The sequence below is a fragment of the Thermodesulfobacteriota bacterium genome (genome assembly GCA_040753795.1).
Taxonomy (GTDB): Bacteria; Desulfobacterota; Desulfobacteria; order Desulfobacterales; family Desulfosudaceae; genus JBFMDX01.
In genome coordinates this window covers 97,841-112,251 of the sequence record JBFMDX010000006.1, presented here as the reverse complement: position 1 = coordinate 112,251, position 14,411 = coordinate 97,841, and the positions used below count along the sequence as shown (strand labels likewise).

The 14,411-nt window shown below is 55.5% G+C and carries 10 protein-coding genes and 1 pseudogene; 7 read left to right on the top strand and 4 right to left on the bottom strand.

Features of this window, described 5'->3' with window-relative positions:
- Positions 1 to 56: 56 nt before the first annotated feature.
- Genes AB1724_09475 through AB1724_09465 form a run of 3 tightly spaced genes read left to right on the top strand, consistent with a single transcriptional unit; the run spans position 57 to position 2,800 of the window.
- A complete protein-coding gene (locus AB1724_09475) occupies positions 57 to 881 on the top strand; it encodes a sulfide/dihydroorotate dehydrogenase-like FAD/NAD-binding protein (protein ID MEW6078029.1) in 825 nt (274 codons plus the stop codon).
- A 22-nt stretch (positions 882 to 903) separates the two neighbouring features.
- The gene (gltA, locus tag AB1724_09470) at positions 904 to 2,313 is read left to right on the top strand and encodes an NADPH-dependent glutamate synthase (protein MEW6078028.1); all 1,410 of its coding nucleotides are present in this window, start codon (positions 904 to 906) and stop codon (positions 2,311 to 2,313) included.
- A 34-nt stretch (positions 2,314 to 2,347) separates the two neighbouring features.
- Complete coding sequence (locus tag AB1724_09465; GenBank protein MEW6078027.1) at positions 2,348 to 2,800, top strand: Rrf2 family transcriptional regulator; 453 nt, start codon at positions 2,348 to 2,350, stop codon at positions 2,798 to 2,800.
- Positions 2,801 to 2,963: 163 nt separating this feature from the next.
- Here AB1724_09465 and AB1724_09460 read toward each other — a convergent pair whose 3' ends face one another.
- The 4 genes from AB1724_09460 to AB1724_09445 form a co-directional block, all read right to left on the bottom strand.
- Complete coding sequence (locus AB1724_09460) at positions 2,964 to 4,178, bottom strand: response regulator (GenBank protein ID MEW6078026.1); 1,215 nt, start codon at positions 4,176 to 4,178, stop codon at positions 2,964 to 2,966.
- Between the two features lie 345 nt (positions 4,179 to 4,523).
- Positions 4,524 to 5,945 (bottom strand): sigma-54 dependent transcriptional regulator, encoded by a 1,422-nt coding sequence (locus AB1724_09455; GenBank protein ID MEW6078025.1) that lies wholly within the window; start codon positions 5,943 to 5,945, stop codon positions 4,524 to 4,526.
- Positions 5,935 to 7,374, bottom strand: coding sequence for an ATP-binding protein (locus AB1724_09450; GenBank protein ID MEW6078024.1), 1,440 nt, complete (start codon positions 7,372 to 7,374; stop codon positions 5,935 to 5,937). Before AB1724_09450 ends, AB1724_09455 begins: the two co-directional genes overlap by 11 nt.
- A 105-nt stretch (positions 7,375 to 7,479) precedes the next feature.
- Complete coding sequence (locus AB1724_09445; GenBank protein MEW6078023.1) at positions 7,480 to 7,914, bottom strand: iron-sulfur cluster assembly scaffold protein; 435 nt, start codon at positions 7,912 to 7,914, stop codon at positions 7,480 to 7,482.
- Between the two features lie 341 nt (positions 7,915 to 8,255).
- Between AB1724_09445 and AB1724_09440 the strand changes: the two are divergent.
- From AB1724_09440 to AB1724_09425, 4 genes and pseudogenes are all read left to right on the top strand, one after another.
- Positions 8,256 to 8,618, top strand: a pseudogene (locus AB1724_09440) (FAD-dependent oxidoreductase).
- 102 nt (positions 8,619 to 8,720) lie between these two features.
- Positions 8,721 to 9,212, top strand: coding sequence for an NAD(P)H-dependent oxidoreductase subunit E (locus AB1724_09435; protein MEW6078022.1), 492 nt, complete (start codon positions 8,721 to 8,723; stop codon positions 9,210 to 9,212).
- Positions 9,213 to 9,243: 31 nt separating this feature from the next.
- Complete coding sequence (locus AB1724_09430) at positions 9,244 to 11,097, top strand: NADH-ubiquinone oxidoreductase-F iron-sulfur binding region domain-containing protein (GenBank protein ID MEW6078021.1); 1,854 nt, start codon at positions 9,244 to 9,246, stop codon at positions 11,095 to 11,097.
- 39 nt (positions 11,098 to 11,136) lie between these two features.
- Positions 11,137 to 14,397, top strand: a complete 3,261-nt coding sequence (locus AB1724_09425; GenBank protein ID MEW6078020.1) for an FAD-dependent oxidoreductase — start codon at positions 11,137 to 11,139, stop codon at positions 14,395 to 14,397.
- The last annotated feature ends 14 nt before the right edge of the window (positions 14,398 to 14,411 follow it).

The window sequence follows — 14,411 nt, the reverse complement described above, 5'->3', positions numbered from 1 at the left end:
AATAATGAGCATATGACAATAACTATGGCTGAAAATATCGGTTAAGGAGGAAGGATATGTTTAAAATCGTAAAGCGGAAGGAAATGGCCAAGGGGACGGTGGTGCTCAACGAGATCGAAGCCCCCCTGATTGCCGCCAAGGCAAAACCCGGCCAGTTTGTCATTCTAAAAGCCAATGAAGCCGGGGAGCGGATTCCCCTTACAATGGCCGATACCAATCCGGAAAAAGGGACTATCACCATTATTTTCATGGTTGTCGGCAAGAGCACGGCCCTGTTCGCCACCCTGAAGGAGGGCGACGCCTATATGGACGTGATCGGTCCGCTGGGAGCGCCGACCCACATCGAAAAACTCGGCAAGGTCGTGTGCGTCGGCGGCGGGACGGGCGTGGCGGTGCTTCATCCCATCACCCGGGCCCTGAAACAGGCCGGCAACGAGGTGACCTGCATCATCGGCGCCAGAAATAAGGAGCTGTTGATTCTGGAGGATGAGATGCGGGCCGCCTCCCATGACTTGAGGGTCTGCACGGATGACGGCTCTTACGGTCACCATGGATTTGTCACGGATGTACTCAAGGCCGTTTTAACCGAAAACAAAGACATGAAACTGGCCGTGGCCATCGGTCCGGTGCCCATGATGAAGGCCTGCTCGGCGGTCACTAAGGAGTTCGGCGTCAAAACCATGGTCAGCCTGAATCCCATCATGGTGGACGGTACCGGCATGTGCGGCGGCTGCCGGGTCTCGGTGGGCGGCAAGACCAAATTCGCCTGCGTGGACGGTCCCGAGTTCGACGGCCATGAAGTGGATTTTGACGAGTTGACCCTGCGTCTGAGAGCCTACACGGAGCAGGAAAAGGAAAGCTATACCTGTTATCGCAAATAACCTTGTGCTGGGGAGAATAATAATGGCGGAGAAAGAGAAGAGCGAAAAGATTCCAAGACAGAAAATGCCGGAGCAGGAACCGGCGGTACGGGCCAGAAATTTTAATGAAGTCCCTCTGGGGTTATCTCCGGAGGCAGCCATAATGGAAGCGGGCCGGTGTCTGCAATGCAAGAAGCCGGCTTGCGTGGAAGGATGCCCGGTGGGCGTGGATATCCCGGCTTTTATCAACCGGATCCGGGAAGGGGATTTCCCCGGCGCCATCCAGAAAATATGGGAGCGCAACAGCCTGCCGGCCGTATGCGGCCGGGTCTGCCCCCAGGAAATGCAGTGCGAAGGCAAATGCATCGTGGGCAAGAAAGATGCGCCCGTGGCCATCGGCAACCTGGAGCGGTTCGCGGCCGATTATGAGCGGGCCAATCGCAAGGCGGTCAAGCCGTCCAAGGGGGCGTCCACCGGCAAAAAGGTGGCCGTGGTCGGCTCCGGTCCGTCCGGGTTGACGGTCGCCGGTGATCTTATCCTCAAGGGGCATGACGTGACCATCTTTGAAGCCTTTCACCGGCCGGGCGGGGTGCTGGTCTACGGCATCCCCGAGTTCCGGCTGCCCAAGGAGATCGTTTTCTCCGAAGTGGACGGCCTGGACGCCATGGGCGCCAGGGTGGAACTAAACACGGTGGTGGGACGCAGCGTCACCATTGAAGAACTGTTCGCCCAGGGCTATGACGCGATTTACCTGGGCGTGGGCGCGGGGCTGCCCGTGTTCATGGGGATTCCCGGAGAAAATTTTGCCGGCGTGTTTTCAGCCAACGAGTATCTGACCCGCACCAATCTCATGAAGGCCTACCGTTTTCCCGAATATGACACCCCGGTCATCAAAGGGAAGAACGTGGTCACCGTCGGCGGCGGCAACGTGGCCATGGACGCGGCCCGAACGGCCTTGCGTCTGGGAGCCGAAAATTCTTATATCGTTTATCGCCGTTCCAAAAACGAGCTGCCGGCCCGTGCCGCGGAAGTGCATCACGCCGAAGAGGAGGGCGTCAATTTCCGCCTGCTGACCAATCCCACCCGCTTCTTCGGCGACGACAAGGGCCGGGTCATCGGCATGGAAGCACTGAAGATGGAACTGGGTGAACCGGATGCTTCCGGCCGCCGGAGCCCCGTGGCGGTGAAAGGCTCGGAATTTCGGATCGACTGTGATCTGGTGATTATCGCCATCGGCGCCGGCGCCAATCCCCTGCTGACCAAGTCCACGGAAGGGCTGGCCTTGAACAAACGGGGGTATATCGTGGCCGATCAGGCCACCGGCAAAACCAGCCGCAAGGCGGTCTGGGCCGGTGGCGATATTGTCACCGGATCGGCCACGGTCATCCTGGCCATGGGCGCGGGACGTGTCGCGGCCAATTCAATGCATGATTACCTGACGCTGGGTTGGTAGACGGCGTTCCATCCCGCGGGGACCTGGCAGAAAGATGCGGCTTACAACCAAAAGTAGATACGGGACGAGATTGCTTCTGGATCTGGCGTTGTACGGGGGCGAGAAACCGGTCCCTCTGCGCGTTATTTCCAAACGCCAGGGGATTTCCTTGAAGTATCTGGAGCATCTGACCACCAAACTCAAAAAAGCCGGATTGATTGTCAGCCAGCGGGGGCCGTCCGGAGGCCATAAACTCGCCCGGCCACCTGGCGTGATAACCATAGCCGATATCGTCAAAAGTCTCGAGGGGACGACCGCGTTGACGGAATGCGCGGAGTCCGGGGAAATCGACTGCGGTGTGTGCGCCAGGGCGGGGGACTGCCTGTCCCGCTGGGTATGGATGGAAGCCGGCAAGGCCCTGTTCGCCTGCCTGGATCAGATTACCCTGGAAAGTCTGATCAGCGGAAAACATGCCGTCAAGGCAAAATCATTAAAAACATCGGCGTGATCGGCCTTTGCCTCAATTTAAGGATATGCGCCGGCAATGATTGTCATCAGTGCCGTTGTTGACCGCGCTTGAGACAAGATAATTAGAAGGCCGGCCCGGGAATATCTTCCGGGCCGGTCTTTTTATATGACAGGGCGATGGTATGAACGAAAAGCCGGGGTCATCAGGCCGCCAGTCGCAACGCATTGCCGGTGACCTGGCGCAGGTCATCCGGCGTAAACGGTTTGGGCAGATAGTCGATGGCGCCGATCCGGGCCGACTCCACGGCTGTTTCGATGCTGGCGTATCCGGTGATGATGACCACCCGGGTCTCCGGCCGGGTTTCGGTGATGGCCTTCAGGAGTTCCAGTCCCTGGACCCCGGGCATTCTCAAATCCAGGAGGACCAGTTTGTAGGAGTTCCGGTTGACCTTGGCCAGGGCCTCGTCCTTGGAAAGGGCCTGATCCACCGAAAGACCGTTTTTGGCCAGTATCTTTCTGACGTTGTTGTTGACGGCCACTTCGTCGTCCACGACCAGAATATCTCCGGCGGTCACGTCTTCCGCGGGGGCGGTCTTTACGGCGGGGACCGACTTTTTCAGTTCTTCATAGGGCATGAACGCGAATCCGTCCCGGCCCATATGCGTCACGTATTCAGCGCTGGTAGCCGCGACCACTTCCTCGTAGTCAAACGGCAGATCAATGCCGATCAGTTTTTTTACGTCAACCTGGCTGCCGGCGGGTTTGGCCGCGGCTTTTTTCGCCTTCTGGGGGCACTCATTCTTCTTTTTTCCGCCTTTGCAGGTGGATCCGAGTTTTTTGAAAATGTCGCAGACCATTTCGCCCAGGGCGCAATAGTTTTCCAGGGTTTCCGCCGGCGCGATCTTCATTTCCGGCATGTCGGAACGGTTCAGACGGTCGGCATAGTCCTCGCTGGTCTGCCTGACAACCTCGTCACGATCATAGGGAATATCGATTCCGATCACTTCGATGGCTTCTCTTTCCTGGTGCGCCACCGCCGCTTCCGCCAGCTTGCCGGACAGAGCGTTGTCGACCGTTGTCCTCAACTCATCGGGGGTAAAGGGCTTCTGAATATAATCCAGGGCGCCCAGGCGGATGGCCTTCATGGCCGTATCGGTGGAGGCATAGGCGGTCATGATGATGGCTTTGGTCAGGGGCCACTGCTGCTTGGCCAGTTTCAGTAAGGAAAGCCCGTTCATCTCCGGCATGACAATGTCTGAAATGAGCAGTTCAAAAGACTGTTTGGCCATCAGTTCCAGGGCCTCCTTGGCACTCCGGGCCGTAACGATTTCGAAGTCCCCTTTGCCGAGGATCTTTTCGACATTCTGGCAAATCTCTTTTTCGTCATCCACCACCATGATTCTTTGAACGTTTTCCATTTTTGCCTCCTTATGTTGTGGGGTACCGCTCACGCGGAATCATTTCATTTTGCCTTTACCAATTCATTTTTTATGCCATGGCGGAAATTTATTTTTAACAATTTGATAATATTGCCTTTATACATTTTGCCCGGCCTGATGGCTTCGCCGTAGTGTATGCGTTTTGTATACAGATGGAGAGATGCCAAAAAAATATGGCGTCGGATGACAGACAGCGCGGATTCTTACAAAACAATTTAGATTTCAAATGGTTTTGTCGGCACCATCAGAAGCCGGGGCGGGTGTATAGAAAAAATATTCAGTGTATGGAAAGCGGAACCGGGATTGATTCGAGTGGAAGCTTGCTTATTTTGATGAATCCGGACGGGTGATGCCGCGCTTTTTCATGAGGCTTTGAAAGTTGGTCCGCTGCATGCCGGTCTCCCGGGCGGCGCGGGATATGTTCCAGTCGTTCCTGGCCAGGGCGTTGAAGAGAAAGTTTTTTTCCACCTTCTGCACGGCCAGGTCGCGGATCTGCTTTTTGAGCCTTTTTAACTCTTCACAGTTGACGGGGACATGCTCGATCATCTCTTCGAACTCGCCGGACTCGCGCAACAGCGGCAATTCTTTTAACGTAATCCTCTCTTTTTCACAGAGAATGACCGCTCTTTCGATGGTGTTTTTCAACTGCCGCACGTTTCCCGGCCAGTTGTACTCCGTCATGCGGCTGACGGCGGCATCGTCAAATCCGTCGATGGTTTTTCCCATGTTCCGGCTGTACTGCTTCAGAAAATAGTAGGCGATGGGCAGGATATCCGATTTTCTCTCCCGGAGCGGAGGGATATGAATGGGGTAGACAAAGATGCGGTAATAAAAATCCTCCCGGAACTGGCCGGCGGCCACCATCTCTTCCAGGTTTTTATTGGTGGCGAAAATCAGGCGGATATCCACTTTCCGGATGGCCGTGCCGCCCAGGGGCAGAAACTCCCGGGTCTCCAGAAACCGCAGGAGCTTGCCCTGAACCTCCAGGCTGATGTTGCTGATCTCGTCCAGAAAAACCGTTCCCTGGTGGGCCAGCTGGAAGATACCGGTCTTTTCCTTGTGCGCCCCGGTAAAGGCGCCCTTCACATGCCCGAACAACTCACTTTCCAGGAAGTTGTCCTTCAGGGTGCCGCAGTCCACGGCAAAGAAGATCTTGTCATGGCGGTTGCTGTTGGCATGAACGGCGCGGGCGATCAGTTCCTTGCCGGTCCCGCTTTCTCCGATGAGCAGTACCGTGGCATCGGTCGGGGCCACCTTGGCCACCATGCCGACGATTTTTTTTACCTTGTCGCTGCCGCCGATGAGCTGGTGCGATACGGCCCGCCTGGACTCCTTCTGCTCCATCAGTTCCCGGTTCTGGAGTTTCAGCCGCCGCTGGTCCAGGGCCTGGTTGACGACGGCACGAAGTTCCTGCGGGGTAAACGGTTTGGGCAGATAGTCGTACGCCCCCATTTTCATTACTTCCACGGCCGAGGAGACATTGGCGTAACCGGTCATGACGATCACGGCGGTGTCGGCATACCGCTCCTTGATCCGGCCGAGGACTTCCATGCCGCCCAGCCGGCTCATCTTCAGATCGGTGATGACCACATCAAAGGGCTTTTCCTCCATCAACCGGAGGGCGTCGTATCCGTTCAGCGCGGTTTCCACGACAGCGGGCAGCGGAGTCAGAATTTTGACGCAGTTTCCGCAGATGGACGGTTCGTCGTCAATGACCAGGATACGCGGCTGCTGATCAGTCGTCATTGACTTCCTCTTTATATATGGGCAGCCGGATCCGAAAGCAGGTCCCCTCCCCGGGCTTGCTGTCAAAAGTGATGGTGCCCCCGTGCTGTTCGATAATGCCGTGCGTGATGGCCAGCCCCAGACCGTTGCCGTCGCTGCGGGTGGTGAAGAAAGGCTCGAATACCTTGTCGGCGTTTTCCGGATCAATACCCTTGCCGGTATCCGTTACCGTCACCTCAACCGTGTCCTCATCCGGAAGAAATCGGGTGGACAGGCTGACGCGGCCTCCCGGAGGGGTCGCCTCGATCGCGTTCATCATAAGATTGATCAGGGCCTGCTGCATCTGATCCTTATCGATGTCCACCAAAGGCAGGTCTCCCGCCAGATCGGCCGTGACGGTGACGTCGTGAAAAGCGCCGTGCTTGCGGGTGAGGGTGTGGCTTTCACGGCCGACGTCATTGATGCTGCCGGCCGTCCGGGTGGTCGGTGTCTGCCGGGCGAACTCCAGGAGGCTCTTGACGATTTTCCGGCAGCGCAGGGCCTCTTTGGCAATGGTTTTAATCTCCTCGTAAATGGGGTTGTCCGGTTCCATTTCTTCCTGGATCAGCATGGCGGAGGTCAGGATAGTGGTCAGGGGGTTGTTGATTTCATGGGCCACGCCGGCGGACAGGCGGCCGATGGAAGCCATCTTTTCCTGCTGCATCATCGAGTTCTGCAGCCGCAGATCCCTGGTGATGTCCTTGGCGATTTCAATGACGCCGACGATCCTGTCGCCTTCGAATAGCGGATATCCGGAAATGGAGTGGTAGAACTGGTTGCCGTGATCGTCCTGGTGGATGTGGGTTGTCTGGGACGGGCGGCCGTCCTCCAGGACCTGCTTGAGCGGGCAGGGGTGGAGGTCCCCGCTGCAGGGAAAACTCTGGTTATGGGTAATTTCATAGCAGTGACGGCCGATGACCGCTTCGCGGTCTTTCCCGAACCGCTTCAGCAGGGCGGCGTTGACGTCCTGGATGACATAATCCGGGGAGATGATCATCATCTCTTCCTGGATCATCTTGTTGCTCATGACAAAATTGAGCGCTTTGGCTTCCTGAAGTTCCTGCTTGATTCCTTCATGCAGGGCGGTGACATGGGATAACTCCCAGAAAAGGCGGGCGGTGGTGTGACAGAGCGCCCCGGTATTCGGTTTCTTCCTGGACAGTATGTCATTATAAATATCCATGCTGTCGCTTAATTCAATGATCAGTTCGATCCCGGGATGGTCAAAGAAATCACTGTAATCGCAGGTGACAAAAAGGCCTCTTTCTCCGGCCCTGACCATGGCGGGGGCATTGGGGTCCGGGTCCGCCACCGCGATGATTACCGGATCGATTTCCTTAAAGGAATGCCGTTCCATGAGTTCCATGAGTTCCAGGCTCTGGCTGCCTCCGCCGACCACCGCGATTTTCATGTCGTTTCCCCTGAACAAAGGATGAGTGGAATATGCGTTGATTATTTATAGAAAAAAAAGTGAAGTCAACGGATAAAACGTAAAATCAGGGATTTGTTGAAAGGCCTATCCGCGGGTCGGGCGACGGGAAGGGAATCCGGCGGTTTTCTGGTAATCGGCCAGCGCCAGATAAAAGGCGCCGGCGGCCAGCTCGGCGCAATGAAAATGGTCCTGCGGCAGAGTGGCCAGATATTCGGCGATCTGCTCCGGAGTGATTCCCCAGGCTTCCTCCACGGTCTTATGCTCAGCCAGGACCGTGATGGTGTTGGCACAGGCATTGGTGTGCAGGCAGCCGTTCAGGTCGTAAACAACCGACGTGATCCGGTTGTGCTTAACTTCCAGAAAGAACTCGACGGAGTCTCCGCAATCGCCTTTTTTCAGGCCGTATCCGTCGGCTTTTTCCAGCCGTCCCCGTTTGGAAGCGCCCAGCGCCATTTCCAGGAATTGATTGGAGTGGTCTTTCCAGAAATTAAAGGGCTCTTTTTCTGAACCGTCGGTCATCGGATAACTCCCTATATGCTTTTGGGGGGCAATCATAAACATCGCCTGACCGCCTGTCAAACGGCAATCCGGTCGGCAATCCGGTCGGTATCATGGAAACTGCTATTCAATAAGGTGTTATACCCTCTTTTCACGGTAGGAAACGGCCGGAAATGATGAGTAAATATCAAATATAATCAACCAATTGTTTTTTTGAAGCGAGAATGCCTGATACAGGCAAAATATTTTACAAAAAAGGTTGATAATTACTATTGTCAAATATAAGATCAACCTTTTGAAAAACAGCACCGGGATTATGTAAGGTGGAATAACCTGTAATCCATAGCTACAGGAGAACGTTCATGGGCAATAATGTTATCGGCTCCGTTCTGGTCACAGGGGGGGGGATCGCCGGCATGCAGGCCGCTCTGGATCTGGCCAATTCCGGTTATTATGTGTATCTGCTGGAGAAAAGTCCTTCGGTCGGCGGCGTCATGGCGCAACTGGACAAGACTTTCCCCACCAATGACTGTGCCATGTGAGTGATCTCACCCAAACTGGTCGAGGTCGGCCGGCACCTGAACATCGAGATCATCACTTACGCGGATCTGGAATCCGTCGAAGGCTCGGCGGGTAATTTCAAGGTTAAAATCAGAAAGCGGGCGCGCAGTATCCGGATGGATCGGTGTACCGGATGCGGTGCCTGTGTGGAGAACTGCCCTGTTCTGTACACGCCGGTATCGGCTAATTCTTAACGAGGACAGCATGAAGGTGTTTACCTTTGATTTCAGCTTTAAGAAATAAAAGGGAAGAAAGGGTTTATCCCCATGAGTGAAAAAGAGACAGTCCGTATCGACTGGGCCGAAGTAGACAACATTATTTCCAAATACCGGGGAGACAAAGAGGCCTTGTTGATGGTCATGCAGGATATCAGCGAGCTGTATAATTATGTTCCGGTTGAAGTTATCCCCGTTCTGGTTGAAAAACTTGGCGTCAAGGAAAGCCTTGTTTATAGCGTAGCGACTTTCTACAAGACAATATCTCTCAAACCTCGTGGAAAATATATTGTCAGCGTTTGTACCGGTACGGCATGTCATGTCCGGGGCGCGGAAAAGATCAAGGACGCGCTGAAGGACAAACTGGATATCGTGGAAGGGCAGACGACCCAAGACAGGCTTTTTACGCTGGAATCCGTCCGCTGTATCGGGTGCTGCGCATCAGGCCCTGTCATTACCGTCAACAAAGAGATGTATGGCGGTTTAGATCGTTCCAGTGTCATAGAAACAATCGAGCAGTACAAAAAACAGCATGCCTCTTAGTGACAAGAGGCAACGGAGGCGATTACAGACCATGGCGAAGTTAAAGAGCAGAGATGAACTGGAGAAGTTAAGAAGCTCGCTTCAAGGTGAAAGACAGAGCGGTAAGAAAAAGCTGGTTTCGCTTTGCGCTGGTTCGGGATGTGCGGCCTATGGAACGGCAAAGGTCCATAAAGCTTTTGTCGACGAGATCGCAAAGGCCGGTTTGCAGGATGAGGTTGAGATCAAACTTTCCGGTTGCCATGGGTTCTGCGAGAAGGGACCAATTGTGGTGATCCATCCGGAAGGCATCTTCTATCCCAAGGTCAAGGAAGAGAATATCCCGGACATTGTCGAGAAAACGATTAAAAACGGGGAACTGGTTGATGCCCTGATTTATAAGGATCCGGTCTCTAAGCAGAAGATTACCATTGAGCATGATATCCCTTTCTATAAATTTCAGGAACGGTTGATTTTCGGCAACAACGGCATGATCGACCCCACCAGTATTGAAGATTATATCGCGACCGGAGGCTACCGGGGTCTGGCCAAAGCCCTTTTTGATTTTGAGCCAAAAGGGATCATTGAGGAAGTCGTCAAGTCCGGGCTGCGGGGACGGGGCGGCGGCGGGTTCCCGACCGGTATTAAATGGAAAACATGCGCCAAGCATCATGGCGATCGTTATGTAATTTGTAATGCCGATGAAGGCGATCCCGGTGCTTATATGGACCGCAGTCTTCTTGAAGGCAATCCGCACAGTGTTCTGGAAGGCATGATCATCGGGGCAAAGGGTATTGGCTCATCGGCGGGATACGTTTATGTCCGGCACGAATATCCGCTGGCGGTAACGAACCTTACCATTGCCATCGAGAAGGCCAGGGAACTCGGCCTCCTCGGGAAGAACATCCTGGGCTCGGGATTTGATTTCGATGTTTCCATCAGTCGCGGTGGCGGCGCCTTTGTATGCGGGGAATCAACGGCCCTGATGGCTTCGCTGGAAGGCAAGCCGGGGAGGCCCAGGGCCAAATACGTGCATACAGTTGAGAAGGGCTTCAGAGAGAGCCCATCCTGTCTGAATAACGTTGAGACATGGGCCAATGTTCCGCTTATCATCGAGAAGGGGGCTGACTGGTACGCCTCCATCGGTACGGCCAAGAGCAAGGGCACCAAGATTTTTTCTCTGGTGGGAAAAGTGGTTAACACCGGTCTGGTTGAAGTGCCCATGGGTACCTCATTGCGGAAGATTCTTTACGATATCGGCGGCGGAATTCCCAAGAAGAAAAAGTTCAAGGCGGTTCAGACCGGTGGGCCTTCCGGCGGTTGCATACCGGAACAGTTCCTGGACATGGGGGTCGATTTTGACGAGCTGACTAAAATAGGCTCCATCATGGGCTCCGGCGGCATGATCGTCATGGATCAGGACACCTGCATGGTGGACGTGGCCCGCTATTTTCTGGATTTTCTCAAAGAAGAGTCCTGCGGCCAATGCAACCCCTGCCGGGAAGGCATCAAGCAGATGCTCAATATCCTGACCGACATCTGCGCCGGCAACGGGAAAGAGGGCGATGTCGAACTGCTGGAGGAGTTGGGGGCCATGGTCCAGAAATTTTCCTTATGCGGACTGGGGACATCGGCGCCGAACCCCGTTCTGACGACGATTCATTATTTCCGGGATGAGTATGAAGCCCATATCCGGGATAAAAAATGTCCGGCCGGCGTGTGCAAGCCGCTGTTCCATTATGAAATCGACGCGGACGCCTGCACCGGATGCACTACCTGCGCCAAAAAATGCCCCCAGGCGGCGATTACCGGCGAGAAAAAGAAACCGCACCAGCTTGATCAGAGCAAGTGCATCAAGTGCGGAATCTGTTACGAGGCCTGCAAGTTTGACGCTATTGTCATTCGATAGTGACACGATTCAGGACAAGGATATTATAAGGTTACGGGTATGATTAAGTTTAAGCTGAACGGCAAAGAAGTCCAGGCGGAAGAAGGTCAGTATATACTTCAGGTGGCGGAAAAGTACGGGGTGGAAATCCCGACCATGTGTCACCATAAGGCGCTGACGCCGGCGGGGATGTGCCGGCTTTGTACCGTTGAACTGTTTGACGGTCGGCGGACCAAGTTCGTCACGGCCTGCAACTATCCGGTCTGGGAAGGCATGGAAGTGCGGACCGACACGGAATCCGTTCATCAGGGCAGAAAGCTGATCGTGGAAATGCTTTATGCCCGGTGTCCCGAGGTCCCCATACTGAAAAAACTGGCCGGGCAGTACGGCATTGAAAAGCCGCGTTTTAAACTGGAGAACGATGATTGCATCCTGTGCGGTCTGTGCGTGCGTATGTGCGAAAAGATGGGCAACAGCGCCATCAGCCTGACCGGCCGCGGGGTCGAAATGAAGGTGGACACGCCCTTTCACGTCCAGACGGATATCTGCATGGCCTGCGGCGCCTGCGCTTTTGTCTGTCCCACCGGCCATATCACCATCGACAAGATCAAGGAGCGGATATCCACCCGGACGTCACGGCTGATTCCTTCGGAATACGACATGGGCCTGAAGGGCCGCAAGCCGATCTATGTGCCCTATGCCCAGGCCGTTCCCAACATGCCGGCCATCGACCGGGATGTGTGCATGCATTTCAAGACCGGCGGATGCCAGGTGTGCCAGGAGTTCTGCGGCGTGGACGCCATCGATCATGCCATGCAGGATGAGATTGTCGAACTGGACGTGGGCTCCATTATCCTGGCGCCCGGGTTCACCCCTTTTGATCCGACCCGGTTTGACAACTATAATTACGCCAAGCTCCCCAATGTCGTCACCTCCATGGAGTTTGAACGCATTCTTTCCGCCTCCGGCCCCATGGGCGGCCACCTGGTCAGGATATCCGACCATAAGGAGCCGAAAAAAATCGCCTGGTTCCAGTGCGTCGGCTCCAGGGATATGAACAAGTGTGATAATGCCTATTGCTCCTCGGTATGCTGCATGTACGCCATCAAGGAGGCCATGATCGCCAAGGAACACGCGCCTTACGACCTGGACTGCGCCATTTTCTTCATGGACATGCGGACCCATGGCAAGGAATTCGAACGATACTACAACAAGGCCCAGGCGGACGGCGTGCGCTTTGTCCGCAGCCGGGTGCATACGGTTAATACGGTTCCGGAATCCGATGACCTGGAAGTCCGTTATGTGACCGATGACGGCGAGATTAAAAACGAAGTGTTCGACATGATCGTTCTGTCCGTCGGCCTGGAGATTTCTAAAGAGACCCGGGAACTGGCGGAGCGGCTGGGGATTGAACTGACCCCGGGTAATTTCACCAGAACGTCGACCTTTACCCCCGTAGACACGTCAAAACCCGGCATTTTTGTATGCGGCGCCTTCCAGGGGCCCAAGGATATTCCCCAGGCGGTGGTGGATTCCAGTGCCGCCGCGGCCGCGGCCGGGGAAATTCTCAGCACGGCCCGCAACACCCGGACCAAATCCAAGGAGTCGGTCCCCCAGACCAACGTGGTGGGAGACCGGCCGAGAATCGGCGTGTTTGTCTGCCGGTGCGGCTCCAATATCGGCGGCGTGATCGACGTGCCCTCGGTGGCGGCCTATGCGGCGACACTTCCCTACGTGGAGTTTGCCACGGATAACATGTACTCGTGCAGCCAGGACGCGCAGTCGGGCCTGGCGGATCTGATCCGGGACAAGAACCTGAACCGCATTGTCGTGGCCGCCTGCACGCCCAAGACCCATGAGCCTCTGTTCCAGGAAACCCTGCTCGATGCCGGTCTGAACAAATACCTGTTTGAAATGACCAATATCCGTAATCATGACTCCTGGGTCCACAAGAACAATCCCCAGGTGGCCACCGAAAAGGCCAAGGACCTGGTCCGCATGGCGGTTTGCAAGGTGGCGCTGATGAAACCCCTCAAGGAAGCCCAGCTGGAGGTAAACCCGGTCGCCCTGGTGGTCGGCGGCGGCATCTCCGGCATGGTCACCGCCCGCAGTCTGTCCGGCCAGGGGTATGAGACCCACCTGGTGGAAAAGGAGGGCCGGCTCGGCGGCCAGGCGCTGAATCTTTACAAAACCATTCAGGATGAGGATATCCAGAAGAACCTGGCGGCCATGATCGACGACGTCAGGCGGGATGATAAAATCCACGTTCATCTGAATTCGAAGATCGTCAACGTCAACGGCTTTGTCGGCAACTTCGAAACGATGATCGAGGCGTCGGACAAGGGCCAGGAGACCATCAAGCACGGCGTGGCGATTCTGGCCACGGGCGGCGCCCCCCTCCAGACGGAAGAATACGGCCTCGGCCGGGACGATCGGATCGTCTCCACTTTCGGCCTGGATAAAAAACTGATGGATCACGATCCGTCCCTGAAAAAGATCGGAACGGCCGCTTTTATCCAGTGCGTCGGTTCCCGGGAACCCAACCGGCCTTACTGCAGCCGGGTCTGCTGCACCCACTCCATCCACAACGCCCTGGAACTGAAAAAGCTCAATCCGGACATGGGTGTTTATATCCTCTACCGGGATATCCGTACTTACGGCGAGCGCGAATATCTTTATAAGGAAGCCCGGAAAGCCGGCGTCATCTTCATCCGCTATTCCTTGGAAAACAAACCCCAGGTAACGGCGGACGATAAGATCCGTATCCGGGTGACCGATCATGTTCTCGGGCTGCCGGTCGAGATCGAGGCCGATCTGTTGACCCTGGCCACCGCCATCGTCCCCAGCGACAACGAGAAACTGGCCGGCTTCTTCAAGGTACCCCTCAATGACGACGGATTGTTCGTTGAAAAACACGCCAAGCTGGGGCCATCGGAGTTCGCCACCGACGGCGTTTATCTCTGCGGCCTGGCCCATTATCCCAAACCCATCGATGAATCCATTGCCCAGAGCAAGGCGGCGGCCTCGCGGGCGGTGACCCTGCTGTCGCAGAAGGTCGTTTTCGCTTCGGGGACCGTGGCCGAAGTCAACCCGGCCGTGTGCAGCGCCTGCGGCGTGTGCGTTTCCATCTGCCCCTACTCGGCGCCGTCGTTTATTCCGGCCGACGCCCGGTTCTTTGCCGGCAAGGCCCAGATCAATCCGGTGCTGTGCAAGGGGTGCGGACTCTGCGTCGCCTCCTGCCGTTCCGGCGCCATTGCCTTAAACGGGTTTGACAACGACCAGATTTTCGCTCAGATTTTCGCCTTGAAAGAGGCGGGTTAGTGATGATAGAAGAG

What these genes read in the sequence shown, in the direction of transcription:
- AB1724_09475 (MEW6078029.1), top strand. Translation starts at nt 57, where the DNA reads ATGTTTAAAATCGTAAAGCGGAAGGAAATGGCCAAGGGGACGGTGGTG.
- gltA (MEW6078028.1), top strand. Translation starts at nt 904, where the DNA reads ATGGCGGAGAAAGAGAAGAGCGAAAAGATTCCAAGACAGAAAATGCCG.
- AB1724_09465 (MEW6078027.1), top strand. Translation starts at nt 2,348, where the DNA reads ATGCGGCTTACAACCAAAAGTAGATACGGGACGAGATTGCTTCTGGAT.
- AB1724_09460 (MEW6078026.1), bottom strand. Translation starts at nt 4,178, where the DNA reads ATGGAAAACGTTCAAAGAATCATGGTGGTGGATGACGAAAAAGAGATT.
- AB1724_09455 (MEW6078025.1), bottom strand. Translation starts at nt 5,945, where the DNA reads ATGACGACTGATCAGCAGCCGCGTATCCTGGTCATTGACGACGAACCG.
- AB1724_09450 (MEW6078024.1), bottom strand. Translation starts at nt 7,374, where the DNA reads ATGAAAATCGCGGTGGTCGGCGGAGGCAGCCAGAGCCTGGAACTCATG.
- AB1724_09445 (MEW6078023.1), bottom strand. Translation starts at nt 7,914, where the DNA reads ATGACCGACGGTTCAGAAAAAGAGCCCTTTAATTTCTGGAAAGACCAC.
- AB1724_09435 (MEW6078022.1), top strand. Translation starts at nt 8,721, where the DNA reads ATGAGTGAAAAAGAGACAGTCCGTATCGACTGGGCCGAAGTAGACAAC.
- AB1724_09430 (MEW6078021.1), top strand. Translation starts at nt 9,244, where the DNA reads ATGGCGAAGTTAAAGAGCAGAGATGAACTGGAGAAGTTAAGAAGCTCG.
- AB1724_09425 (MEW6078020.1), top strand. Translation starts at nt 11,137, where the DNA reads ATGATTAAGTTTAAGCTGAACGGCAAAGAAGTCCAGGCGGAAGAAGGT.